We start from the raw sequence: 22,814 nt of genomic DNA, 5'->3' as shown, positions 1-22,814 counted from the left end.
TCCTTGAGTTGCACCATACACCTGCTCTGTCAGAACAGTGCAAATATACTGAAATTCTGTTTATCCGAACAGTATTGAGGGTTGAAGCTAAAAGCATCCAGTACGGCACCGGCAAAACCAAGCTGTGTGCGGAAATTTGCTTTAACCGAAGCCAGCAGCGACCCGTTTTATTTTTATGGCTACCGCTGCCAACGGACTGGAGCAGCTCAAATAAACCTGCGAGGGTAGGTCGATTGCGGCTTTGGCTTAATGAGGGAACGTTGACGCATGTTGGTCATGTACCTGATGGGTTAGGAAAGATGCGCTTGCAAGAAGAATGGGACACTCTTCCTAAAAGGAAGTGGCCAAGGCAATCCTTGCTTCATAACCTCAGCCATCGCTCTAACACCCCTGTACAGGTAAAAAACTATTCTCAGCGGCTTTTAGGTATCGAAAACAGTAACGATTATCTGGAAGCTTGGGTATTGTTTGCTCTCCAGAAGTGGCTAGAGAAGCTATGAGCGTTAGGCCCGCTTGAGTTCAGCGTAGGAGCCCAGGCCAGCATTAGCCAATCCCTAGTCCTGGTAAAGACGACAGCGGCTAAAGTCAATCGGTGGCCCGGTAGAGCAGTCCACCAGACTGCGGCCAGCCTCCAGGGCCTCCTGGCTGGTGGGGTGGGTTTCGCCATCGGTTAGGGCAGCTAGTTCAGGAGTGATTACCCAGCAGCAAAAGCCGGTGGAACGGTGGTGGGTGACAGCCACAATCCAGTCAGGGAAGGCGATAATTTCGGTTACAGTCTGCATGGCCACAGTGGCCCCCCTTGGGGTGGGAGGATCACTCTCAGTTATCCCCAGTGGGCTAGATGACTACCTATTACGTATCAATAAAGACTATGGCGAGCTTTAGTCTTTTAACCTACAATCCCGAGTAACTATTTCACTACCGCTATGAGTAAACACGAACGACTCCTGGAGTTTCTTCAGGGGCAGTTGGCATTATCCGCCAAATCCATTGAGTTGGGCCTACGACAGTCCAAGGATGCCCCCAACCTGCTGCCGATGGTGCTTTACCAATATGGGTTGGTCACGACTCATCAGCTGGGGCAGATTTTTGACTGGCTAGAAACCGCCTGAGCCTTGGAGACATTGGCTTTAGCGCTGCTCCAGACTGATCAATTGCGCCCTGGACACCTCAGCAAACCATGACACCGACCCATTGACGGGTCAAGACAAAACGGTAACAATAACTACAGATACGAAAAACGTTCATCTCTCTACAAAGAGACGGAAGTAAGGGAAACCCCCTGAAGGAACGCGCCTCTGTTACTCTTCAAAGCGAGGCGACATTATGACTCTCAAGTATCGTGGAATCAGCTACGAAGCAGCTACTCCTGAAGTGCATGTTTCAGAAGAAGTGATTGGACGCTATCGGGGCGCTTTTGTGGTGCGCCACGTTTGTACGGATGAACATCCTGAAGCTCACATTGATGGTCTGAAGTATCGCGGTGCTGCTGTTCTTTAGACCGCTGACTGTTCCCCTGTATAAGTGAGAAGATAATGTATGTGTGACCCCTTTCCTGATCGGAGAGGGGTCTTCTTGTTGAGTTGAATATTTTCTGAAATGCCCTATGCTTCTAGCCATAGACTTCTAAGAGATGATGACCAAAGTTGCACATATTGAGCCATATTGTGTTTATTGTTAGTCTTAATAAATACTTTCATGGCTGATATTTTTATTTCCTATTCCCGTAAGGACAAAGCGTTTGTTCAGACCCTCCATCAGTCTCTGACCCAAAGCCAATACGATACCTGGGTGGATTGGGAAGATATCCCGCCTACTTCTGCCTGGTGGAGGGAAATTGAATCGGGCATTGAGGCAGCCCACACCTGCATTTTTGTGATCAGCCCGGACTCTGTGTCCTCTGAGGTTTGCCGCCGGGAAATTGACCATGCCGTCCAATGTCGAAAACGACTTGTGCCCATCGTATGCAGAGATGGCTTCGATGCCGGGCAGGTGCATCCGGCCCTGGCGCAGCTGAACTGGCTTTTTTCCCGGCCTGTAGATGACTTTGATTCCGTCCTTCAAACCCTAATAGACACCCTAAATACTGATCTGGAACAAGCCCGTACCCATGCCCGCCTACTGGTGCGATCGCTGGAATGGGAGCAGCACAGCCGTAACGCCAGCTTCCTACTACGAGGCAAGGATCTAGCGTTTGCTGAACAGTGGTTACTACAAGCCAGCACGGGTACCCCTCCCCAACCAACGGATCATCATGGAGAGTACATTGTTGCCAGTCGTCGTTCCGCCCGTTACCGCCAACGAGTGCTAGTGGGTACCCTATCGACCCTGCTGCTGGTAGCCTTGGGGTCGGCAGGCGTTGCCCTGCAACAGCGGAACCTAGCCGTTCAGCGCCAGCAGGAAGCAGAGGCAAATCTAGAAGCTGCCTGTCGCAATATCTTTGGCATGCTGGATGGGTTTGAGGCCATGGAGGCTAACGGCATCGCCTTTACCACCCCCGATGGTCAGAGTGTGCCCGTGGGTATCATTTTCGGCGGAGAGTTCGTCCGCACCGCCCATAACACCTTTAACCATGAGTGTTATGAGGTGAACCAGACCTACGGCTGGACCCTTGATAGCCAGCCTTAGCTAAATCCTGACCTGTGATTACCAAGGTTAATAAGCTGCATCATGTCACGGTATCTCAGTCAGCCATACAGGAGCCCCCAGCGATGCAATTTTTCTCCTCGGGTGCCTCTAGTTCTGATGTTGACGTGATTGTTGAACAGTCACAGCGACTTCGCAACCTCACCCGTAGAGGTAATACCTGTGGTGCAAGTCCATTAAATAACCCCCAGTGCCGGGGCACCAGGGGCGGTTTAGTTATAGGGAGTTCGCTATAGATAAGTTGAAGGAGCGGCTATCGCCATCCTTAGAATGCCTTAGACCTGGGGATTGGGGTAGCCGTTTTGTGCCAAGTTCACCAGAAGTTGGGCCAGACCTGCCCATGGACAACGTTTGGGTAAATGGTGACCGCCATCACTTACCACTGAACGCTTTGCCCTGAGAGATTTTCAGTGCTGTCGCTGGCAGGGTGTTCTAAATGTGACCAGGCCCCTGTCCAGCTGTTGCGCTGAGCGCTGTTGTAGCGACATAATCGTGCCTAAGTAGAATTTCACTTTTGCCCCTGGCTCTGGCTGGGGGCCTTTAGTTGGCGATAAAAAAATCCCCACTGTGGCTACTCAAGGCGCAGTGGGGGGATGCATTATGTCTAGTCGCTCTAGGTTGCCCAGTTTGGCTGGGGTATGCGCTTGGCCAGTGCCAGGTTGTTGTGGTTTATCTCCCCCAGAACACTGATGCTGGCTTATTGCATGAGGGCCATGATCTGATCCTCAAAGTCAGCTTCTGCTGCTGCTGGTGAAGGCAGTACACTCTCTGCGCAGTAGTCCCCTGCCTCCCAGCTCCACCCATAGCCAGGGATCTCGTAGATCTGAAGTTGCTGTCTTAGCAGGTCAATGTTGCTTTGTCGCTCCATTACTAGAAAGGCGATCTGGGCCTCAAAGTCAGCTTCTGCCGCTTCTGGTGTGGGGTGTCCATCCTCAGAGCAGTAGTCCCCTGTCTCCCAATGCCACTGCTCATCCGGTAGTTTGTAGACTTGAAGCCTTTGTCTAAGGGTATCAATGTCTTTGGGCTTCATAGATGGGGATAACGGTGGCCATAGAAACGAGGGGCGCAGCTCATAATATTGGATATTGGCTTGCGAGCAGCGACAATAAGCTCAGCTAACGCTGTCCTCGATGCATAGGTCCAGGCCTACTGCTAATACCGTACCAGTCTTGCAACCATGCCTGCATTTGCCAGATTTCCTGACGCTGGGTACTGGCAATGTTCTGAGCGAAAGGTTGAACTTCTGCATGTTCAACTAGACCGTGATTCACTAGACGTTGCGACATCATTACGGCACCCATATGATGCATAATCATGTCTTCTAGAAATGCCTGATCCAGGTCATCTCCTTCCAGCTGGCTGAGGTTGCGCATCATGGGAGAGTAAGTCTGGTTGGTTTCCTGACCGGGGTACCATGTATCCAACCAGGCTTCCATCTGCTCAATTTCGGCGGTTTGCACGTCGATGATGTCCTGGGCAAATTCCTTCATCTCCGGGCGATCGCTGTACTCAAGTACTCGTTGAGCGGTATCAATGGCTTCCTCGTGGTGGGGAATCATCAGGCTCAAAAACTCAAACTCATTGTTGGCCTGCATCATGTGCTGATGATGTCCTTGGCCTGCCCCTCGTTGGTGCATGGGCATTTGCCAACCGGGGCGATTAGGTTGCTGAAGTAAGTTGGCATTGGGCGATGAAGAGAGCAAGGGAATGGCGATCGCACCAACAGTCAAAGCGCTAATCCCTGCGATCGCGGCAATAGATTGGGTTGATAGTTCCATGGGATTACCCACTAGGAAGGTATGTTCCTAGTTTAGAACCTCCCTTCAGCTGGAGAGTCTAGGGGTAATCATAATTTATGCGGCTGCGGAATACCGATAATAAGTTTGTGGGCCATTCTTCGTAGGGCCGTTGAGCGGCTGACGGTGGCCACCTCCGCTAGAGGTACCCAGGCCAGGTCGTTGGATTCCTCAGACACGACAAACTCCATCGTCTTGGCCAGCAGCAGGTAACGAATGTCGTAATGCACATGGGTTGGTTCTTTGGGAGTTTGGATAGGGTGGTGGCCGATGTCAAAGATGGTGGTCTGTAGCGGCTCTATGGCCTGGATACCCGATTCTTCCCTGGCCTCGCGCAGGGCCGCTGCCAGCAGATGGTCGTCCCCCTCATCCACATGGCCGCCGAGCTGGAGCCAACAGTCAAACTTGCGGTGGTGGGTCAACAGCACATGGGATTTAGCAGGATTGACTACCCAGGCCGATGCAGTGAGGTGTCCCACGTAGTTGTCCCGCTGCCAGCAGCGATCGTGCTCATCCAGGAATGCCAGCGTGGCGGCGATGGACTCTGCCTCTGCTGGGTCGAAGGGGGTGTGGTCGGCAATGGATTGGATACAGCTTTGTGGGTCCATAGCATTCTTGCAATGTCCAAGGCATCACAATCTCTCTGCCTCACTCTTGAGCGTAGACGTAGCAAACGGGTTCAGCACCACCAGGGCGGCTAAAGTACCTAGCACCCATCGACTAAAAAAGCCTTAATGTGTTGTGCATCTGAATAATAGTCTCCTCTGCTGCCTGATTCTCCCGTTCGTAGAAGCTAACGATAGAAGCAATTTCTTGATCATTGACAGGAATATAGGTGGCAAGACTATTAGAGAAGGCCCAGCCCTCACTTTCTTGCCATATCCTTAATCCGGGCCTCCCATTGACCGTTACTATCTCAATTCTCTGTATATCGTTCGGCTCACTTCCAAAGCCTAAAATAGCTTCCCTAAGGGAGTTAGGCTGAATAGTTATATCAGTCTTAATTTCATAGGGCGATGTTTCATCAGTTGTAGTCACGTCGAGAGGAGGCCGATTATAGATCATCACATAGTCACTATTAATTTGAGTGACCATCCAGTGATCTGGGTAGTTGACGGAAAATCGCCGGGTAGTAACTGTTGCTTTGGTCGTTGTGGTGACATTCTGCCCAGAGGTTAGCCTGGGTAGCGCTGCTGTGCTGAGGGCAGGAACCGCTAGGAAGGCCAGAGAAGAAGCTAGTAGAATTTTGTATTTCATCGCTCTGTAAATTCCAATGGTTTATTTTTCGGGGATGTGCTCTTAGCACTCAAAAGTCCAGACAAGCATTCGGTTAGGGCGACTCGTCAATAACACTCCCCCCGCTCTCCCCCAGAACGGCTATAGGTGGAGCGGCCACCGCAAGAACGACCGATAGCGTCAACGTCATAGGGACATTCACAGCTGCCTGTAACTGGAGCACGGCTGGGTGTGCCGTTGCTTGCAGCGGTAGGTAAAGCGTCCTGGTTAGGGGACTCTGAACTATCTCCCCGCCGATAGTCCCAGGGCATCACTGGGTTGTCCTGGCTCCAGTAGTTCAATCGCTGTTGTCGGGCCTGTTCTTCTGCGGCCAGTAGGGCATCCCTGGTGTCGGGGCAACGGTGGAGGAACTGGGTATAGACCACGGCATGGCCCTCGCGCACCAGTTGGAGGTTAATGTTCTGGCCATTGGCGTAGATCTCAGCCACCATGCGCCCGTAGCGGTCGGTGTCGGCCTCACGGAATTGAATGGTGGAACCTCGGGGGGTGAGCTGACGCAGACGTTCGGTGGCGGCTGGTCCCCAGGGGGTTTGGGAAGTCTCTGGCGCATCGATGCAGGCCAGGCGGACGGTGATATTTTCGTCCTGGTACTCCATCCGCAGGGTGTCGCCATCGCCCACAGAGACAATGGTGGCCACCGGCAGGTTGAGGTTGGCGATGCTCAAGGAGCGGCCATCGGCCAACGCGGGGGCGGGGTCTGTCACCTGGCCCTGGTCTGGGGTCACAGTTACAGTCTGGTCGGGAGCCACCACCGTTGGGCCAGAGCAGCCCACCACTGCGATCGCCCCTGCTAATCCTGCTGCTAAGACTGCACGATACCAACGGTTCATAACGCTAGACCTGATTCCACCTATTCCAGAATACTCAAGGTCGGCTGACCATTCAGGTGACGCTCAGTTCGTTAACTTTTGAACAGTTGGAAACCCAGTCCTATTTTGCATAGACCACTGAAAACTCATTGAGGAAATTGAAACGTAGCACGAGAGTCGTTGGGTATGCAGAGAGCGCTACTGATTGACTACCAGAACTTCATAGTCTCTCAAATAGCCCGCTACACCTCCCCAAGGGAAAATACATAGTTCCATCTCTTGATCAACGATTCCTGGATGATATCCACTGTTTCCAGATTGTTCATAGAAAGTACGGCAAATCAAGGTTTTATCTCGTGCATCTGCAAAAACTGCATTAAGTGGAAGGCCATTAGAATCAGTTGGCACACTCTCATGATCAATCCATGCAAGAGAACTTTGAGGAACTAAGACTTCATATCTTGACAAAATTCTTTCTTGTCGATTGACTATATCGCCGTTCTCAATTCCATATAAAGGAATATTGCATTTTCCTGAAATGACTTTCCCTGGAATTTTTCTGCCTGCATATTCTCCTCGACAAAGATGAAGCGGATTATTGCTATTTGTCTCTCTTGAGTATTCTAGTCCTGCAACGAATGCTTCATCAGGAACAATTCCGTCAGAAATACGAATCCACTCGAAATAATCATGAATTTTGAAATTGCTTTGATGTGATTCTTGCGAATCAATTGTAGCCTCCTCAGACTGGATTGGAATAGGTGTAGAGGTGTCAGAAAGAACAGGTCTTAAAACTTGGACACTAATAGATTTCGTATCCTGTGCCCCTCTTCGATTCTTTACTCTAAGCGCAATAGTATAAACCTCACTTCTCTGGGGTAGAATTGCAGAAAATATCTCATCTTCGGACTTTTGCTTACCATCTATTAACCAGCTATACCTTAAGTTACCCAAACCCTCCCCATCGGTTGACCTGTATGGGTTAAGCTTTAAAGGTGTTCCAGCAACAATTTCATAGATATTATTGCTGCTAGAGGATTGAGGTTGATCAACGGTAATTACAGCTTCGGGAGGTTTATGATTTCTTGAATCATTTAAAATGCTATTTATTGTTGGCAAAAATCCACTCAATGCTGTTATAAACGCTGCAATTCCTATAAATCCTCCTCCTGCCAGTAATAAATTCAACAAATCATTAGAGCCTTTATTTGAGGTATCTTCACTCATGTTACACCCCTTCAAAATCATAAACTAAAATTCAAACTTTCGATTCAAGAAGATGACTGTTTTGATAATCAATAATCTAAATGATTCAAAAAAGAAATTTATTTACTTATTTCGTAATAAATATAAAATAGATGATCGGAAAGCTGATTAAATGAAAGATTTTAAGTTTTAATGATAGAGTAAATGATATCTAAATAGTGTGTATCTCCAACTCAGTCAGATGAATCTCTTTGTCGATAAGTGCACCGATTTAACTCTCGAAAAACCTTGAGGACAGCTTTAAAGGTTTGATGCCTAACAGAATAAAGGCATTTGCCCTCATATTCAAAATAAGCGTTTTTACTTAGTCATATTCGATCTTGAAAATCTTATTTACTATTCTCAAGATAAGTTCTATGTAAAGGATGTAATACTTAAAGAGTATGTAAAGAGCTAGAAAAACTAGCTATTCAATTTCCACAACTTCTCCATAGCCGTCATTGCAGCGGCCACCATCGTGCCTCTAGCGCCTTGAGGATTGCCCTGGTCGATTCCTGGTGCAGCTCAGCCAGGTTGGAAATCGCCCCTACTCTCTGCCCTTCCAACTGAGTGTGCGGAAGTTGGCGGAAGTATGTCAAGGCGCCTTTCTAGAACCTTGCCAAGTTTCTAGCCTCAGCCACCTCTTCTACCAATCCAGTTACGGCCAAGGCCAAACTTTCTGGGAAAGCATCTGCTGTAACCGTAGCAAACCGCAGTGCTACATCCTCGCGCAGCACCTCTACCAAAGGCTTTGAGGTTTCGTAGCTCAGGTAAGTTTGCTCCAGATGCGGGGTGGCCACCGCCAACCGCTCAGCCGTGGGCAGCCGATCGCGCTTTTTATGCGAGTTAAAGGTAGGGTCAGACGGTACCAGGTTCCACAGTTCATTAGTTGGGTAGACCGCAATGGGCAAGATGTGGTCGAGGTCGTAGGGGGTGCCCTGGGCGATGGGCTTCTCAGTCCAGGGGCAGGTAAAGGCGGTGCCCTCCATGATCAAGATGTCGATCTGGTTGCGTTCCCAGGTCAGCGGGCGGCGGTTGTCGGGGCGAGAGGTGAGCAGGCCATAGATGTGGCCCCGGTCATGGTCACTGACTCTGCCGGTGAATAGACACCATTCATGGATGCAGAGAGCTTCGACCCAGAGTGACATCTGGCGGAACGTGGCCCAGAGGTCGAGGGGAATTACCAGGCAACGGTCTTTAGGGGTTGTACCAGGGACCGCTATTGTTCTGGGGGAGATGGCCTTGAAAGGTTGGGGCTTGTCAAAGATGCTCCACTCGCCGGGGCCAGCATAGCGGATGGGCATCTGAATGGTTTTGGCGATCGCGGTAATGGCAGCCTGGTGAGCCTCGATCAGTAGCCGGGGGTAGCGCTGGTGTTTGCGAGGCGATGGCCCAAGGCCGGTCTTTGACCATCGCAGTTCGTTGATCAGGAAGAAGCCATCAGCGGGATTTTTGAGGCCCCCAACTACCTGCTCCCACTGTCGCCGCAGTTCGGTTAGGGCTGGTCTGAAGGCCATGTCGTTGATGGTCTGCCCCTGGCGCTTTGCTCTCTGCCCCTGTTGGATGGGGTCGTTGGGGTCCACGAAAGGCCAGTAGTAGGCGATCCAGAACTCGGCCAGCAGCTTCAGGGGAACGGCGACATCGCTCTGGTAGGTTCTGATGTCAGGGTAGGTCAGCACCACGTCGTTGATGGCCCGCAGCAGCGCAATCTTGTAACTCGTTACTTTCGTATCGTGCTTGAGGATGGTGCTGATGACTTTATCGGAGGCTAACACTGGCTTATTGCGCGGTTATGTCATAGCCAAGCTGTTTGGCAATGTCGAGGAAAGGACCAATGTTGCCGATGCCCCACTGGTTGCAGACCGCAACGGTTTGCCCATCCCCTGTCTGCAAAACTTGGCTCTCACTCAGGAAATAGCGCTTTTGGCCTTTCTCTAAAGCTTTCGCCTTTGGAGCCACCACCCCAAAAGCCCTGTGGAGGGAGTCTGGAAACACCTGTTTCAGCTCAACCAAGCTGGCTTGGGGATGCTCCTGAAGATAGTGAGTGACTACGGCCAGTACCAGATTACGTTTGTTGTATACCTGGCCCAGGAACTCATATTGCGTAGTATCTCGACTAGAACGGGCGGCAGCTCTTTGCGCCTCTGCCTGCTCTCGAATCCTCACCTGATATTCCTCCGCCTCTGGCAGGGGGATAATCTGCTCAATGTCTAGCAGCAGCTCATCCCCCAGTTTGTAGGGCTGAAGGCGGACACAGCGAATATCGAGGTCTCTTTCATTCAGCCACATGACGGCAGTGGTCAGCTCTTTTGAGAAGTTGGCCGAGGCCAGCACGATCCTGACATCTGTAGGGAACTGCTCCTCTTGGGGATCACTCCATCCTAGGAACCCCAAGATTTCTTCTTCGGCGTCTTTCTCAATGCCCCGCTTATCAAGGTACTGCTGATGAATCTCGATGGCTCGCTTAAAGGTTAGCGTCGAAACCATGGCGGCATAGCGCAGAGACTGTAGTTCCATATGAGCCCCAGTTTCATCGCGCTTGAGTTCAATTACCACCAGGTTAGCCTGCTTGTCGATGCCTAGGAGGTCGATCCGCCGTGCTCCCTCTGTCCAGCCTGAGAATTCTTCAGAGAGCACCATCGTATCGGGCGAAATCACGTTGATGTTATCCCGCAGGGCAGCTTGTAAGTCAGTCCGTTCCTGGATGCCTTCTGCACCAAATTGAGTGCTGCTAACAGCGGCGATTTGTTTGTCTTTCAACGTAAAGAGTGGCATAAGTCCGAAGCGAGAGGTGGCCTGAATTATAGCTAGGGGGTGGTGTTTGCCCGAAGTCGGTGGACGACTGAGACTGAAAGGCTTCAGTCTAGGTTTCCCAGATTGTGACTGGGCTTCATCGGACTGGCTTACAGGACAGTCTTGTTGAGGTTGGCTTTACCATTTGCCAAACCTTCACCGTCGGTAGTTCCCCCCAGTGGGTGGTGTAGCGCTGGGAGAAATAGTCTGACCGCATGGCCCAGGTGGGCTTCAGGCCCAGAGCCCCAAACTTGACTGCATCAGGACAGAGCTTGCGGTTGAGGCTATCCATGGTCTGCATTAGCTTGTCGCGCTTCTCGGTATCCACCGGGGCGGCAAACAAGCTGCCCTGCACCTCTCCCACCGGGGTTAGGTCCGTGGCGATTACTTTGGCTTTCAGGTACTCATAGCCGGGGGTAAAGGCGGCTTCAGCCAGTTGCATGGCCTCATAAATCAGCACAGCGGTGTCATGGGTGGGTGGGTCCAGCTGTACTGAGCGAGCGGCGGCGTATTGGTTCTCGGCCCGGTAGTAGCTGGTGCGAATGGTGACTGTGAAGTGCCCCGCTAATAGACCATCGGCCCTCAGCTTTTCGGCACAGCGGGTGGTGTAGGTGGCCACCGCCTCTTTGATGTCCGAAAGCTCTGTGACCAGGTGGCCAAAGGAGCGGGATACAATCCGCATGGTGACGGGGGCGGCGACGGGCTCCATCGGGAAACAGGCGGTGCCGCGCAACTCCAGCACTGTTCTCAGGCCCAGGATGCCGAACGTCTTTTTAATCAGGCGCTCATCCGCTTGCTTCAGCTGGAGCACGGTCTTGATACCCATGCTGTTGAGCTTAGCTTTAAGGTTGCGGCCAATGCCCCACACCTCCCCCACATCGATGTTGGCCAGTACCGCGTCTGGGTCCGCCAGGGTGCCAAAGTCCAGTACCCCATTCAGGTTTGGGTAACGTTTGGCCCCATGGGCCGCTAGCTTCGCCAAGGTTTTTGTTTTGGCGATGCCCACCGATACGGGGATACCGGTCCACTGCTTGACCGTGGTGTGAACCTTGTGGCCGTAGTCAGTGAGGTCGGCTTTAGTGAACCCATGCAGGCCCAGAAAGGCTTCATCGATGGAGTATTGTTCCACCTCGGGGCTGAAGTGCTTCAAGGTCTGAATTACCCGGCGGGACATGTCTTTGTAGAGCACCGGGTTGGAGGAGAACACATGCAGCTTGCCATGCTTCACCAGGTCTTGCACCGAGTACAGGGTGGCCTGCATCGGGATCAGTGGTTTGGCTTCGGGCGATCGCGCCACAATACAGCCATCGTTGTTAGACAACACCGCCACTGGCTTACCGTCCAGGTCGGGGCGAAAGACCTTCTCACAGGAGGCGAAAAAACTGTTGCAATCGACCAGGGCAAACATGGCTAGACCTTCCGAATCAGGTGGGCAACGACCCCCCAAATGTCAATGTCCCCATCTGTACCCCGTTGCCAGCCGGGGGGCACGAGCTGACCCTGGTGCTGCTCAACCCGCAGGATTTGCAGGGTACCGGCGATGGCAGCCACCACCAGGGAACCATCCTGGGCCACCAGGGAGCGATCCACCACCAGCAGATCCCCTGGGTGTACGTCCTGGCCAGCCACCATGTCCCCCTCGACCCGCATGAAGAAGGTGGCAGCGGGGTTGTGGATTAGGTGGTGGTTCAGGTCTAGGCTCTGCTCAATGGCATCGCCGGGGACAGGGAAACCCATGGCTACAGAGAGTGGTGTAGTTCACTTATACTATAGCCTCTGTGGTTAGATGCTTCTGTGTCTGCCTTGATCTCAAAAGTGTTGAGAATTTTACTAAAGAGGCTATTGACCATTGCCGTAGGGCATAGAAGTGGCCTACCAGCAGAGCTAAGAGAGCATAAGCATTGAATTTATGGATGAAATCATGCTATGCGCAGTTTCAGTTGTGAGAGGATTATTTTTCGGTTTCAGTTGTCTATAGCATTTGCAAAGACCTGAAACTCATAGTTGCCCTCATATCTGGTAGAGCTTCGCGAAACAACAATGTAGTACTGCCCTTTTGGAAGACTTGTTTCGCCAGTTGTGTCCGTTCCTGTTCCACCTCCGCCTTCATTTTGCAGAGTCATTCGTATATTTTCAGACCACTCGAATTTAAGAATACTGTCGTTCTCTAGATTGAGAGAGTAATACCTGTCTGGCCGTGCGTGGCCAATCCAGCCTTGACCATACCAACTATTGTCCCATTCTGTAGAGTCACTGCGATCAAGGAGATAAGCTGATTGCCGACTATTGCCATCTCTTGTAATGCCTACACTTGGAGGCTCGTTTGCATTTCCGTTTTCGTCAACTTCTCTGTTCACCAGAAGGTTGATAGCTTCATCTAGTGCTGAAGCCTTATTCTGTGGTGAGACTTCGAGCCCCTGTGCTTGAAGATGCTGTTCCAATAGTTCCCTAGACTCCGGTGTAAGACTGATTGAGTTAGGACCAGGGCTTTCATCGGGTGGTGGGGCGTCTACGATTACCTGCCCTGATGAAAAGCCAGCTGCGATCGCAACAGCTACGCTTATCGCTGAGAAGAACAGTATCACGTAAATGAGGGCACGTTCTTGTCGATTAGTGGCCTTTTGTGTGATTAGCCACACTGCCAATAGTCCTGTGACTATAACAATGAGAGCTAATAATCCATAAAGGCTTCCGCTAGCGCTCCTTATTGCTTCAGGAATTTGCTCAAAAAGAGAAGACATGCCGATTTCAGACTGTTACCGTCCTGCTATTGTCCCCAATCTTAGCCAAATCAAATGGGCAGGGCACTAAAGTTTCATCTGCTCAGCTAATTCTTTAGTTCATCTTTGTCTCGTAGCCGTAGAGCGTGTTCCCCCATTAGATGCTGTGTCAGCAGCTTCCCTCGTCGCATCTACGCTGTAACTTGGAATGGTAGCTCCTGATCTGAGGTTATCCAGAAAGGGATGTAATTTCGCCAGAAAGTAAAAAGATCAACGCTGTGACCAGCAGATTTGCCGCTAGAATTTTGGCAAGGACACGCTACAGTACTGAAACTCTAAGAGCTACCTATGATTATTGCATTTGGGGGTGTGAAGGGGGGCGTAGGTAAGACCACCCTGGCAGTCAACATGGCTGTAATGCGCTCTCTCGAAGGCCGTGACATTCTGCTGGTTGATGCAGATGATCAGTCTACTGCATCGGACTTTACCGCTATCCGTAACGAAACGCTTGAGACGGGAGCTGGGTACACCGCTATCAAACTGCACGGGTCTGCAGTTCGCAGTGAGGTGATGCGAATGGCAGAAAAGTATGACGACATCGTGATCGATGTGGGTGGGCGGGACACGGCTGGCCAGAGGGCAGCAATGTCAATTGCCCAACGACTACTTGTCCCGTTCCTGCCAGGCTCCTTTGATGTTTGGACGCTTGAGACAGTTGCTGAGTTGGTAGAAGAAGCCAAAGCGTTTAATGATAGTCTCACTGTCTACACCGTCCTCAACCGGGCAGACCATGTTGGTCAAGACAATGAAGAAGCCGCCAGCATCGCCCTAGAGATTGAGGGATTACAGCACCTTGACACCCCCCTTGGTAACCGAAAAGTCTTTCGCAATGCAGGCGGCATGGGTTTGGGAGTCGTTGAGTACCGCCCCAAAGACAAAAAAGCCATCGCTGAAGTTTCTTCACTTTATACAGCCCTATTCGCGTAGTTAAGACAGGTTATTCAATGGTTGTTCGCCGCAAGCCAAAGAGTGTTGACGAGTTTATCTCCGGTTCTCCTAATGGTGCTGAAGTTCGTCCCCTTGACTCTGAGCTTCAGCAGCTTAGAGCTGAAATTCAGCAGCTCAAGATGACGGGCCATGCTGTGGAAGGAATTCAGCAAATTGCCCCTGACCAGCTCCAACCCCTTTCTATTGCCAATGGCTTGGGTCAGCCCCGGAAATACTTCAATCCAGCGGGTATGGAGCGACTAGAAACCTCCATTCGGCACAAGGGCATACAAGAGCCCCTGCTGGTTCGGAATGCTGAAGGTGGACTTCAGATTGTTTCTGGAGAGCGACGCTGGCGTTGTGCTGTTAATCTCCAGCTTGATACTGTTCCCTGTGTTGTTCGCGAGTTCTCGGATGATGAGGCCCTCGAAATAGCCCTGGTGGCTAACCTGATGAGGGAAGACCTCAACCCGATTGAGGAAACAGATAACCTGATTGGATTGATGGAGCTAAAGCTAGGCCAGCCCAGAGAAGACATTCCTGGCCTCCTGATACAGCTAAAGAATGCCCGTCAACGTGACACTCTTGATGATGATAAGTCCAGACTTATCACGCAGGTTGAAGATGTTCTGGCAGCGTTTAGCATTACGCTTGATACATTTGTATCAAACCGATTGCCGTTATTGAATTTGCCTCCGGTCTTGTTGGATGCGGTCAGGCAGGGGAACATTGAGTTCTCTAAGGCTCAGTTGATTGCTCGACTACCAGAGGATCTGCAAGCAAGTACGCTTGAATCGGCCATACAGGCAGATCTTACTAAGGCGGCTCTTAAGGAGCATATTCGGGAAGTCAAAGCTCAGGCCAAGGACAAACCTGAAGATTTGCCGTTAAGAGAAAGAATCCACTCAACCTATCAAAAGCTGCGGTCTAAGAAGACATGGAATCAGCTGGAGCAAGATGCTGATCTTAAAAAGCGCATGGAAAAGCTAGAAGTCGAGATGCAGCGTATTTTAGAGCAGTTAGGCGATTAGTGGTGTGGAATCTAGCGTTTTACTCGGCCTGGTTGTCTAAGGCTGCCTGGGTGCCATCAATCCAGCTTTGGAGCGCCTGAGTGTTGGGGTGGTCGGGGCCGAGGGTAGCCAGGTAGATGGGTTGAGCTTGCCGCAATAGGGCCAGGGCTTCGCGGTGGCGACCCTGGTTATGTCGTAGGGCTCCTAAGTTGAACAAGCTGGTGGCGACATCGGGATGCTCGTTTCCCAACAGTCGTTGTCTCATTGCTAGGGCGTCTTGGAAGAGGGTTTCAGCCTCCCTATAGTGGCCTTGATGGTAGTAGAAAGAGGCCAGATTATTGAGGCTACGGGCGACATCGGGATGCTCGTCCCCCAAGAGCCGTTTATACATCGCCAGGGCGTTTTGGTAGAGCGGTTCGGCCTCCCCATAGCGGCCTTGATTGTCGTAGAGAAAGGCCAGGTTGTTGAGGCTACGGGCGACATCGGGATGCTCGTCTCCCAAGAGCCGCTTGGTCATCGCCAGGGCATCCTGGAAGAGGGGTTCGGCTTCCCCATACCGCCCTTGATTGTCGTAGAGAAAGGCCAGGTTGTTGAGGCTACGGGCGACATCGGGATGCTCGTCTCCCAAGAGCCGCTTAGTCATCGCCAGGGCGTCTTGGTAGAGGGGTTCGGCCTCCCCATAGCGGCCTTGATTGTCGTAGAGCCCAGCCAGATTATTGAGGCTACGGGCGACATCGGGGTGCTCGTCTCCCAAAAGCCGTTGTCTCATTGCCAGGGCGTCTTGGAAGAGGAGTTCGGTCTCCCCATACCGCCCTTGATTTCTGTAAAGCACCGCCAAATTGTTGAGGCTACGGGCGACATCGGGATGCTCGTCCCCCAAGAGCCGTTTATACATTGCCAGGGCGTTTTGGTAGAGGGGTTCGGCTTCCCCATACCGCCCTTGTTTGTCGTAGAGCCCAGCCAGATTATTGAGGCTGGTGGCAATATCGGGATGCTCCTCTCCTAAGAGCCGCTTGGTCATCGCCAGGGCATCCTGGAAGAGGGGTTCGGCTTCCCCATACCGCCCTTGATTGTCATAGAGACTGGCCAGATTATGAAGGCTGGTGGCGACATCAAGATGCTCATCTCCCAAGAGCCGCTTAGTCATCGCTAGGGCGTCCTGGAAGAGGGGTTCGGCCTCCCCATACCATCCTTGTTTGTTGTAGTAAAAGCCAGTACGGCTGAGGAGTAGAGCGGCTGTTTTTGAGGCTAACCCGTAATCAGCAATCAGTTTAGTGGTGGCCTGGGCATGGGAAATGGTGCGATCGCACTTTACCCAGTTCTCAAAGTCACCATCAGGAAACACTGCCGTTACGGCCTCGACCATCTGCTCGGCCCACTGTTGCTGGCTATTGTCATCCATGGTTGCCCTCAGCACCTCCTGCACCAGGCGATGGATGGTCAGGGTTTTGGCCTGGGGGTTACGGCTGATCAGTGAGAACCGGGCAGCTTCGGCAATGGCTCTGGTCAGGGTCAGTTTGCTCTTGGCCAGGGCATTTAAGGGCTCGTTAAAGGCTTCAGCCCCCTCACTAAAAATCTCTTCAGGGATGTCATCGGGGGCGAGGAAGGCGCAGGCTTGAACTAGGGCGGCGGCGGTGGCGCTGGCGGCGGCCACTTTCTCAAAGGCCAGGGTAAAGGTGACGCTAACGCTGGGATGATCTGGGTCCAGTTGTCCCCGTTCTTGCAGCAGCTCGGCTTTTTCGCTGCGAAACAGCTCCAGGTATTCCCCCAGGCTGATGAACTGCTCTTCGATGTAGGCCCCGGCCTGGTCCAGGGCCAGGGGCAGGCCATCCATTTCGCTATTCAGGGTGTGGGCCAGGGCCTGGTCTGAGGCTGAGGCGGCAGCCAGGTCGGCGTCATCGGCGATCGCCTTAGCCCGGCGCAGCAGCAGTAGAGCACCTTCATCGGTGTCCATGCGAGTAACTTCGACCTTAGCGGCCAGGTCGCCCAGGGCTTGGGCGCGGGTGGTGAGTAGGATATGGCCCTTGGTGGCGGGCAGGTAGGGTCGCAGCTGGCGCAGGTCATCGGCGTTGTCGAGCACCAGCAGCCAGTTGTCGTGGGTGGCCAGCCACTGTTTCATCATGGCGATGATCGCCTGTTGATCCTCTTGCTGGTGTCCAGGGATTTGCAGCGCCTTGGCCAGGGCCACATAGCCGGTGATCAGCTCTGTTTCCTGTTCGGCCCTGACCCAAAACACATGGTCATACTCGCCCTGGTGGCGATAGGCATACTCCACAGCGGTTTGGGTTTTACCAATGCCCCCCAGTCCCGACAGGGCAGCTCGCCCTCGGCTGGTGAGGGCAGCGTGGATGGCCTGTAGCTGGTCTTCCCTGCCGGTGAAGAAGGGGTTGCGGGGGAAGGGGAGGGTTTGCACCGGGTCTGGCCTCTGCGGTGGGGTGCCGGTTGAATCCGCAGAGGCTAGCGAGGGCGGATGATTAGGTTGTAAACGGCTTCTACTTCACTTAGTCCAGGGCCGATACTGGTGGCCCAATCGAGCAGGGCTTTGACGCGACCGCCCTGGGGGGCCTGGGCTCCAGGAATATTGCCGGGGGGTGGGGCCAGGGCAAAGAGGATCTGTTCAAACTGAGGGCCGGGGAGGCTGGCTAAGTTTTGAAAGAGAGCGAGGCGTAGCGCTGTGTTGCTGTTGATAGATTGAGCGGATTGCTCAGGGATGTTCTGGGGGAAGGTGACTGTGCCGGCGGTGATCCGCTCTGGGACTGGTGTTGACTGAGGAAAGCTGGGGCGGCTGGTGGGTTTAGCCCGCTCCTGGAGTGCCCCGAGTAGTAGGGTTTCGGCTTCAGCTTCAGACTGGCCCACCAGATCCACATAGGCTAGAGCAGCCAGCATCCCTGTCGGTTGGCAGGGGGCGACCCGGACGGGCAACAGCTTGCGATCGCGGGAGGTAGGGTCTTGCTTAAAGGCAGCGGCCCATTCGGGCTGGGTGTAGAGGGCATTGAGGTAGTCTTCTGATAGAACGGCAATGGTGCGCTGGCTCTCTGCCGCCGCCCGCTGCATGTCCAAAATAAAGTTGCCCCCAGGGCGAAAGTCCCAGGCCTGGATGGTGACGGTATAGCCATTCTCTTCCAGTACCCAGGCGATCCATTCAGCCCAGGTGGCATCGGCTTTGTTGTAGCTAATGAAGAAGTCTTTGGTCATGGTTGGGTTGCCATCGCCGGTTGGACCCTCAGCCCACCGGGTTAGACCAGACTGGGCAAACTGCACCTACTCTAGCCCGATGGCATGATTTAGAGCCACTTAGGTCTGAGCAAGATCTATCTCCCCCAGAACAATGCTCTTGCGTCAGTAGCACGGGCCGCCTGCTCAGGCCGCCCTTACTCTATTCCAGCGTTCTCGGTCACGGCCCCGCCCCGCTCCCCGCCGAGGGGCAGGGTTAGCCTTGGCCTGATTCCAGACTCCTGGTCTGCCCCTCCGCGCCATGGCTCGGTGTAGTGGCTAGGTCGCTGGCGACCTCACATTGCGAGTTTTCCGGGTTGGGCGATCGCACGGGTGAAATCTAAACTATGCCTGCATTGAGCTGCACAGTGCTTTTAAGCCGACAGTTCAGCCTTGCGATGATGTCAACGCCAACAAAGGATGCTGAAAACTCAATACGTTACTGATCACGAAAAGAAGGTTGTCAAAGCCAAAAGAGGACTATTCGGATACCTCAGGGTTTATCTGGCCTTTGCTATTTTGAACGGCATAATATCTGCCTCTGCGCGGGTTGCCATAGGTTTACCCGTCACCCTCTCCTGCCTATCTAACCCGAGCCGTAGCGAAGCAGAGGAGGTTGTTGTGTGGTTCTTCTCCAACGGTGTTGCGTCTAACCCAAGCCGTAGCGAAGCAGAGTGTTACGTCAATGCAATAAGATTAAGGCGAAACATCAACCTGGCTGCCTTTCTGGCGACGAGTGCACTGGTTGCTAACAAGTTGAATAAGGACGCTCTGAAGCGGTATGAGGACCTTGAAGAGAGGACATAGCTAGCTCTCAGAGAAGAAGAACTGATCCGCCTGCCATCGTACTGCTGGCGACCACTCACAGGGCTGGTAAATCCCTGGCAAACTTGATCCGTGTAGCCTGGATGGCCAGGTCGTGGGCCTGCTGGATGTCGTCCAGGTCAAGCTGAGCCACCATCTTCTCGCAGTAGGCGATCGCTTCAAGACCCACCGACTCTTGCACGTAATTACGGGCAATGCGGCTATCTCCGTGGACCGGGTTTTCCCACACCTCTTTCATGGTGGCGGCATCCATACCGAACAGGCCCCGGTAGGTGTAGTTAGTCCAGTAGCCGAAGCGACCCCTTTTATCTTTCTCTTGTACTTCCCAGCCCCAATCTGCCCGAGCTGGTTTGCCCGACTCCCGCGACATGATCCAGTTCTGGACCCGCTGGTCATCTTCGTAGGTGTAGGCCCGCTTGAGGATGGTGTAGGCCTGAGCATAGATACCCTCAGCTGCGAACCAGGCGAGAAATTCAATCAGGCCATCACGGGCAGGTTTGCGTAGCTTACCGGGGTTCTGTGCCCAGTCCTTGGCAAGCTCTACCCAATCAGATGCCTCAATGGCTTGATAGGTGTTGCCGTCTTCTCCAGAGATTTGGATCACCCTGAAAAGCTTGCCTGATGGGAGCTTGAGGTATGTACCCTCTTCGTTTTGGATCACCCTCTGAGTCAGCGTGTTCGACGGTACATTTGTGTGTCGGTCCATACCCCGAAAGCCCATACCAATGGAGGGTTTGTCAGGTCCTAAGCCATTGGGGTCAATGATAATCGCTTTGATTTCTCGGCTTTTGTACCGCAGGGGGACGATCTGACCGGCGCGATAGTCAGGCATGATTACTTAGCCTTTTCGGACTTGGACTGCTCGATGTCCTTCAATCGTTCCTCAACCAGCAGCCGTAGCTTTTGGGCCAAGGGTAACCGCTCCCAGAGGGGGTTGTCTGCATAGGCCTTATCGATCGCCTCTCTTAGCCCTTCAATGTCGAACGTCACTCGGTCAGCCACGGTTTCTTTGCGTCGGGTGGACATTGCCTAGCTTACTCCTGTGCATAAATTTTGATTTGATTTTATGTGATTCTACTTGCATCAACTCGATTCAGGCGTTACTATCCGATTCAGTCCGCGCAGTTTTGCACAAGTTTTGTGCAGCTCTGATGCACGAGGCGCACAGCCCTTATGCACGAGGCGCGCAGGTTGGGCACAGTTCCGCACAGGCTGAACCCTTTGATTTATATGGCTTTTAAGGATTTCCTAAAAAGGAGTTGCACAGATGCAGCACACAGACACGCACGATTGGCGCACAGACGGCGCACAGGCCCCGCACAGTGACGCACAGTTCCCAGACCTGATTGAGGGGGAATTGTGCGAAGGTGCTCCCTACAGTGGGGCGCAGCTGGCTGGTGAGCTGGCGATCGCAGAATCGACCCTCAGAACCCGTTGGTTGCCCTGGCTGGAGCGGGTAGCCCCGATGGAGTTGTTGAAGACTGACGACGGCTATACCGATCTGGCCCGGTCTTTGGCGTTGGAGTTTAAGCAGGTGCCCAGTAAGAAAGCTTCCCGTGAGCAGTGGGTGAGCGATGCCAAGCGCCGCTATAGCGGTGAGTTCTCGCTGGATGGGCTGATTCCTGAAGGCTTGCCCGGTGAACTGGGTAGTGCCCTGGCGTTGATGCGGCAGCAGGGGGATCAGATGCAGCTGGCGGCCACCAGTGACCTAGATCGGCTGAAGGCTCTGATTGCTCAACAGGGGCAGGTCCAGGCCGACTTTGACGCGGCAGAGGTAAAGGCGATGCGGGCCAGGGGCATGAACCGAGGGGTGCAGCGCTTCCAGATTGAGACCGAGGCCGAGGATAGTGCTTACTTCCAACTGCGGCGGTTGCGGTCCCAGGCCAATGGTGCCCAGGGGCAGGAGGGGAAGCCATGAAGGACTTGGGTGCTCTGGCTCTGGCCGTGCTGTTGACGGGCTGTGCCGTGGCGGATGCTCCTACCCTGGAGCCCACCACAGACTTTGCCCCTGGGCAGCATCCCTATGGAGTAAAGGGCAGCATCACTCAGCAGCAGTTTGCTGATCTGCAAGGGCTGAGTTGGCCCCAGAGCTATGCCGACATCAAAAACAAATTTGGCCTTCCCACCCACCGACTAGAAGGAGCTGATTACTACCAATTGGAAGGCACCAATACCTGGGTAGTGGTCGAGTATTCCGGTACTCAGGCCACTGGCTATCGGACAGAGTGACGAACTGTTACTGCGATGGTTGAAGACCGGCCTACAGGGCGATCGCAACAACCTTGTTTTCATTAAATTTGAGGTACGACCAATGGATGTTTTTGGCTGGCTGAAGCCTGAAGAAGAAGATGAAGACCGGAGCTTGATTGAAATCAGCAACGACAGTGGCGATCACTGGGTTGCTGATATCCCCACCGATGGAGTAAATGCGACGACAAAAGCGCTGCGCGATGCTGGGGTGGAGCAGGATAATGACGAGCGCCTGAGTAATGCCTTTGGGGCCAAGCGAATTGTTGATAATCGCGACCCAAACCAACACCGCTATCGCTCTGCTCGGGTGATAGACGAAAGAGAAGACCTGGAGGACTCCTACGATCGAGAGAACGATGACTGCGATAGGGAAGAGGATCGTAGTGATTGGGAAGACAACGGTGACCTTGAGGAGTCAGAACAACCTGCCGAGGGTGGTTGGTTCTCTTGGTGGTAATGGGAACTGGGAGTAGAATATGGGAGTATCCTTGTACTCCCACCGTGTCTTTACTTGGGGAGGTCACTATGACCTATACACGCCACAACCATCAAGAAAATCTGGATGTTCTCTACGAGCATGATGATGCTTATGGGGATCTAGAGATTGATCAGGCGGTTCTAGATGACATTGCCAGAACAAAGTTAATTCTTTGTGGTGATACCAAGACAGGGGAGTTTGAGGACTGTTCTTACATCTCTGTGGATGCTGACTATATTGGGCAGTTATCCCCAGGGCAACAGCGGCTCTATGAAATCCTCCTGACCTTACAGGAAGGCTCTATCTATGCCGTCACCACCATCGGCAAGCTAGCTCAGATGATGGGGCTAGAGCATCCGATGGCCTGTGGGAAGCGCCTAGAGAACCTGCAATCCTTGGGCGCGATCGCTGGATTTAGTTTGGAATAAGGGGCCTGGATGTCCCACAACAAGTATTTGATTCCCGGTTAGGTCGGGGTCCAAGGAGATTGAGATGAAAACGATAAGAGAACGGGCTTTTAGGAGGCCCTGCTTTGTTGTGCCGTTCAGAACCACGGTGACGATGGCCCTGGCTAGCATCGGGATGGCGCTAGGGGCTTGTGAGCCCAGCGAATTGAGGCCGGTACCGGCTCTGCCCTCAGGAGGTAGTCAGCCAGCGCCCCGTGCTCCTGCTGCACCCGATCAGCCTATGGCTCCCCCGGCAATGGGCTATACCGAAGACCCGGAGGCGAAAACAGAGGAGTGGGA

At 52.9% G+C, this 22,814-nt stretch carries 26 protein-coding genes, 1 pseudogene and 1 riboswitch; of the genes and pseudogenes, 11 read left to right on the top strand and 16 right to left on the bottom strand.

Going from position 1 to position 22,814, the window contains the following annotated elements; all coding sequences use genetic code 11:
• A pseudogene (locus E1H13_RS15230) lies at positions 1 to 500 on the top strand (hypothetical protein); the annotation flags it as partial.
• A 54-nt stretch (positions 501 to 554) separates the two neighbouring features.
• On the opposite strand, the gene E1H13_RS15225 reads toward E1H13_RS15230, so the two are convergent.
• Positions 555 to 782: a hypothetical protein gene (locus tag E1H13_RS15225; RefSeq protein ID WP_206070546.1), complete on the bottom strand. Its 228-nt coding sequence runs from the start codon at positions 780 to 782 to the stop codon at positions 555 to 557.
• 144 nt (positions 783 to 926) lie between these two features.
• On the opposite strand from E1H13_RS15225, the gene E1H13_RS15220 reads away from it, so the two are divergent.
• The 3 genes from E1H13_RS15220 (at position 927) to E1H13_RS15210 (ending at position 2,628) form a co-directional block, all read left to right on the top strand.
• Positions 927 to 1,112 carry a DUF2949 domain-containing protein gene (locus tag E1H13_RS15220; protein ID WP_169614270.1) on the top strand — a complete coding sequence of 62 codons (186 nt, stop codon included), beginning with the start codon at positions 927 to 929 and terminating at the stop codon, positions 1,110 to 1,112.
• A gap of 127 nt (positions 1,113 to 1,239) precedes the next feature.
• A riboswitch (Glutamine riboswitch) is annotated at positions 1,240 to 1,297 on the top strand.
• A 29-nt stretch (positions 1,298 to 1,326) separates the two neighbouring features.
• Positions 1,327 to 1,500 (top strand): DUF4278 domain-containing protein, encoded by a 174-nt coding sequence (locus tag E1H13_RS15215; RefSeq protein ID WP_169614269.1) that lies wholly within the window; start codon positions 1,327 to 1,329, stop codon positions 1,498 to 1,500.
• A gap of 198 nt (positions 1,501 to 1,698) precedes the next feature.
• Positions 1,699 to 2,628: a toll/interleukin-1 receptor domain-containing protein gene (locus E1H13_RS15210; RefSeq protein WP_169614268.1), complete on the top strand. Its 930-nt coding sequence runs from the start codon at positions 1,699 to 1,701 to the stop codon at positions 2,626 to 2,628.
• A 715-nt stretch (positions 2,629 to 3,343) separates the two neighbouring features.
• On the opposite strand, the gene E1H13_RS15205 is transcribed toward E1H13_RS15210, so the two are convergent.
• From E1H13_RS15205 to E1H13_RS15155, 11 genes are all read right to left on the bottom strand, one after another.
• Positions 3,344 to 3,676: a hypothetical protein gene (locus tag E1H13_RS15205; RefSeq protein ID WP_169614267.1), complete on the bottom strand. Its 333-nt coding sequence runs from the start codon at positions 3,674 to 3,676 to the stop codon at positions 3,344 to 3,346.
• 85 nt (positions 3,677 to 3,761) lie between these two features.
• Complete coding sequence (locus tag E1H13_RS15200) at positions 3,762 to 4,424, bottom strand: DUF305 domain-containing protein (RefSeq protein ID WP_206070544.1); 663 nt, start codon at positions 4,422 to 4,424, stop codon at positions 3,762 to 3,764.
• 68 nt (positions 4,425 to 4,492) lie between these two features.
• A complete protein-coding gene (locus E1H13_RS15195) occupies positions 4,493 to 5,050 on the bottom strand; it encodes an NUDIX hydrolase (protein WP_169614266.1) in 558 nt (185 codons plus the stop codon).
• Positions 5,051 to 5,162: 112 nt separating this feature from the next.
• Positions 5,163 to 5,699, bottom strand: a complete 537-nt coding sequence (locus E1H13_RS15190; RefSeq protein WP_169614265.1) for a PsbP-related protein — start codon at positions 5,697 to 5,699, stop codon at positions 5,163 to 5,165.
• 86 nt (positions 5,700 to 5,785) lie between these two features.
• Entirely contained in the window at positions 5,786 to 6,568 is a 783-nt protein-coding gene (locus tag E1H13_RS15185; protein WP_169614264.1) for a thermonuclease family protein, read from the bottom strand.
• A 177-nt stretch (positions 6,569 to 6,745) separates the two neighbouring features.
• Positions 6,746 to 7,774, bottom strand: a complete 1,029-nt coding sequence (locus E1H13_RS15180; protein ID WP_169614263.1) for a DM9 repeat-containing protein — start codon at positions 7,772 to 7,774, stop codon at positions 6,746 to 6,748.
• Between the two features lie 626 nt (positions 7,775 to 8,400).
• Positions 8,401 to 9,567: an HNH endonuclease domain-containing protein gene (locus E1H13_RS28315; protein ID WP_169614262.1), complete on the bottom strand. Its 1,167-nt coding sequence runs from the start codon at positions 9,565 to 9,567 to the stop codon at positions 8,401 to 8,403.
• A 4-nt stretch (positions 9,568 to 9,571) separates the two neighbouring features.
• Positions 9,572 to 10,552 carry a hypothetical protein gene (locus E1H13_RS15170; protein ID WP_240966654.1) on the bottom strand — a complete coding sequence of 327 codons (981 nt, stop codon included), beginning with the start codon at positions 10,550 to 10,552 and terminating at the stop codon, positions 9,572 to 9,574.
• A 130-nt stretch (positions 10,553 to 10,682) separates the two neighbouring features.
• Positions 10,683 to 11,993 carry a Y-family DNA polymerase gene (locus tag E1H13_RS15165; RefSeq protein WP_169614260.1) on the bottom strand — a complete coding sequence of 437 codons (1,311 nt, stop codon included), beginning with the start codon at positions 11,991 to 11,993 and terminating at the stop codon, positions 10,683 to 10,685.
• Positions 11,994 to 11,995: 2 nt separating this feature from the next.
• Entirely contained in the window at positions 11,996 to 12,322 is a 327-nt protein-coding gene (locus E1H13_RS15160) for a S24 family peptidase (RefSeq protein ID WP_169614259.1), read from the bottom strand.
• Between the two features lie 227 nt (positions 12,323 to 12,549).
• Complete coding sequence (locus tag E1H13_RS15155; protein ID WP_169614258.1) at positions 12,550 to 13,326, bottom strand: hypothetical protein; 777 nt, start codon at positions 13,324 to 13,326, stop codon at positions 12,550 to 12,552.
• Between the two features lie 327 nt (positions 13,327 to 13,653).
• Between E1H13_RS15155 and E1H13_RS15150 the strand changes: the two genes are divergently transcribed.
• A complete protein-coding gene (locus E1H13_RS15150) occupies positions 13,654 to 14,292 on the top strand; it encodes an AAA family ATPase (protein WP_169614257.1) in 639 nt (212 codons plus the stop codon).
• A gap of 17 nt (positions 14,293 to 14,309) precedes the next feature.
• On the top strand, positions 14,310 to 15,323 hold the full coding sequence (locus E1H13_RS15145; protein ID WP_169614256.1) for a ParB/RepB/Spo0J family partition protein: 1,014 nt from the start codon (positions 14,310 to 14,312) through the stop codon (positions 15,321 to 15,323).
• A gap of 19 nt (positions 15,324 to 15,342) precedes the next feature.
• On the opposite strand, the gene fxsT is transcribed toward E1H13_RS15145, so the two are convergent.
• Positions 15,343 to 17,715: an FxSxx-COOH system tetratricopeptide repeat protein gene (gene fxsT, locus E1H13_RS15140; RefSeq protein ID WP_169614255.1), complete on the bottom strand. Its 2,373-nt coding sequence runs from the start codon at positions 17,713 to 17,715 to the stop codon at positions 15,343 to 15,345.
• A 44-nt stretch (positions 17,716 to 17,759) separates the two neighbouring features.
• Entirely contained in the window at positions 17,760 to 18,497 is a 738-nt protein-coding gene (locus tag E1H13_RS15135; protein WP_169614254.1) for a toll/interleukin-1 receptor domain-containing protein, read from the bottom strand.
• A 438-nt stretch (positions 18,498 to 18,935) separates the two neighbouring features.
• Between E1H13_RS15135 and E1H13_RS15130 the strand changes: the two genes are divergently transcribed.
• Entirely contained in the window at positions 18,936 to 19,322 is a 387-nt protein-coding gene (locus E1H13_RS15130; protein WP_169614253.1) for a hypothetical protein, read from the top strand.
• A gap of 55 nt (positions 19,323 to 19,377) precedes the next feature.
• Here E1H13_RS15130 and E1H13_RS15125 read toward each other — a convergent pair whose 3' ends face one another.
• Positions 19,378 to 20,172, bottom strand: a complete 795-nt coding sequence (locus E1H13_RS15125; protein WP_169614252.1) for a hypothetical protein — start codon at positions 20,170 to 20,172, stop codon at positions 19,378 to 19,380.
• A 2-nt stretch (positions 20,173 to 20,174) separates the two neighbouring features.
• Positions 20,175 to 20,366 (bottom strand): hypothetical protein, encoded by a 192-nt coding sequence (locus E1H13_RS15120; protein ID WP_169614251.1) that lies wholly within the window; start codon positions 20,364 to 20,366, stop codon positions 20,175 to 20,177.
• 241 nt (positions 20,367 to 20,607) lie between these two features.
• Between E1H13_RS15120 and E1H13_RS15115 the strand changes: the two genes are divergently transcribed.
• The 4 genes from E1H13_RS15115 to E1H13_RS15100 all read left to right on the top strand — a co-directional run bounded on the left by E1H13_RS15115 (position 20,608) and on the right by E1H13_RS15100 (position 22,496).
• Positions 20,608 to 21,258 (top strand): hypothetical protein, encoded by a 651-nt coding sequence (locus tag E1H13_RS15115; protein WP_169614250.1) that lies wholly within the window; start codon positions 20,608 to 20,610, stop codon positions 21,256 to 21,258.
• Positions 21,255 to 21,569: a hypothetical protein gene (locus E1H13_RS15110; RefSeq protein ID WP_169614249.1), complete on the top strand. Its 315-nt coding sequence runs from the start codon at positions 21,255 to 21,257 to the stop codon at positions 21,567 to 21,569. The genes E1H13_RS15115 and E1H13_RS15110 overlap by 4 nt, the downstream gene beginning before the upstream one ends.
• Before the next feature lie 82 nt (positions 21,570 to 21,651).
• Entirely contained in the window at positions 21,652 to 22,047 is a 396-nt protein-coding gene (locus E1H13_RS15105; protein ID WP_169614248.1) for a hypothetical protein, read from the top strand.
• A 68-nt stretch (positions 22,048 to 22,115) separates the two neighbouring features.
• Positions 22,116 to 22,496 carry a hypothetical protein gene (locus E1H13_RS15100; protein WP_169614247.1) on the top strand — a complete coding sequence of 127 codons (381 nt, stop codon included), beginning with the start codon at positions 22,116 to 22,118 and terminating at the stop codon, positions 22,494 to 22,496.
• Positions 22,497 to 22,814: the final 318 nt, after the last annotated feature.

The sequence above is a fragment of the Nodosilinea sp. P-1105 genome (genome assembly GCF_012911975.1).
Classification (GTDB): Bacteria; Cyanobacteriota; Cyanobacteriia; order Phormidesmidales; family Phormidesmidaceae; genus Nodosilinea.
Note: the sequence above shows the minus strand (reverse complement) of the source record. Positions and strands in the feature narration are given on the sequence as shown.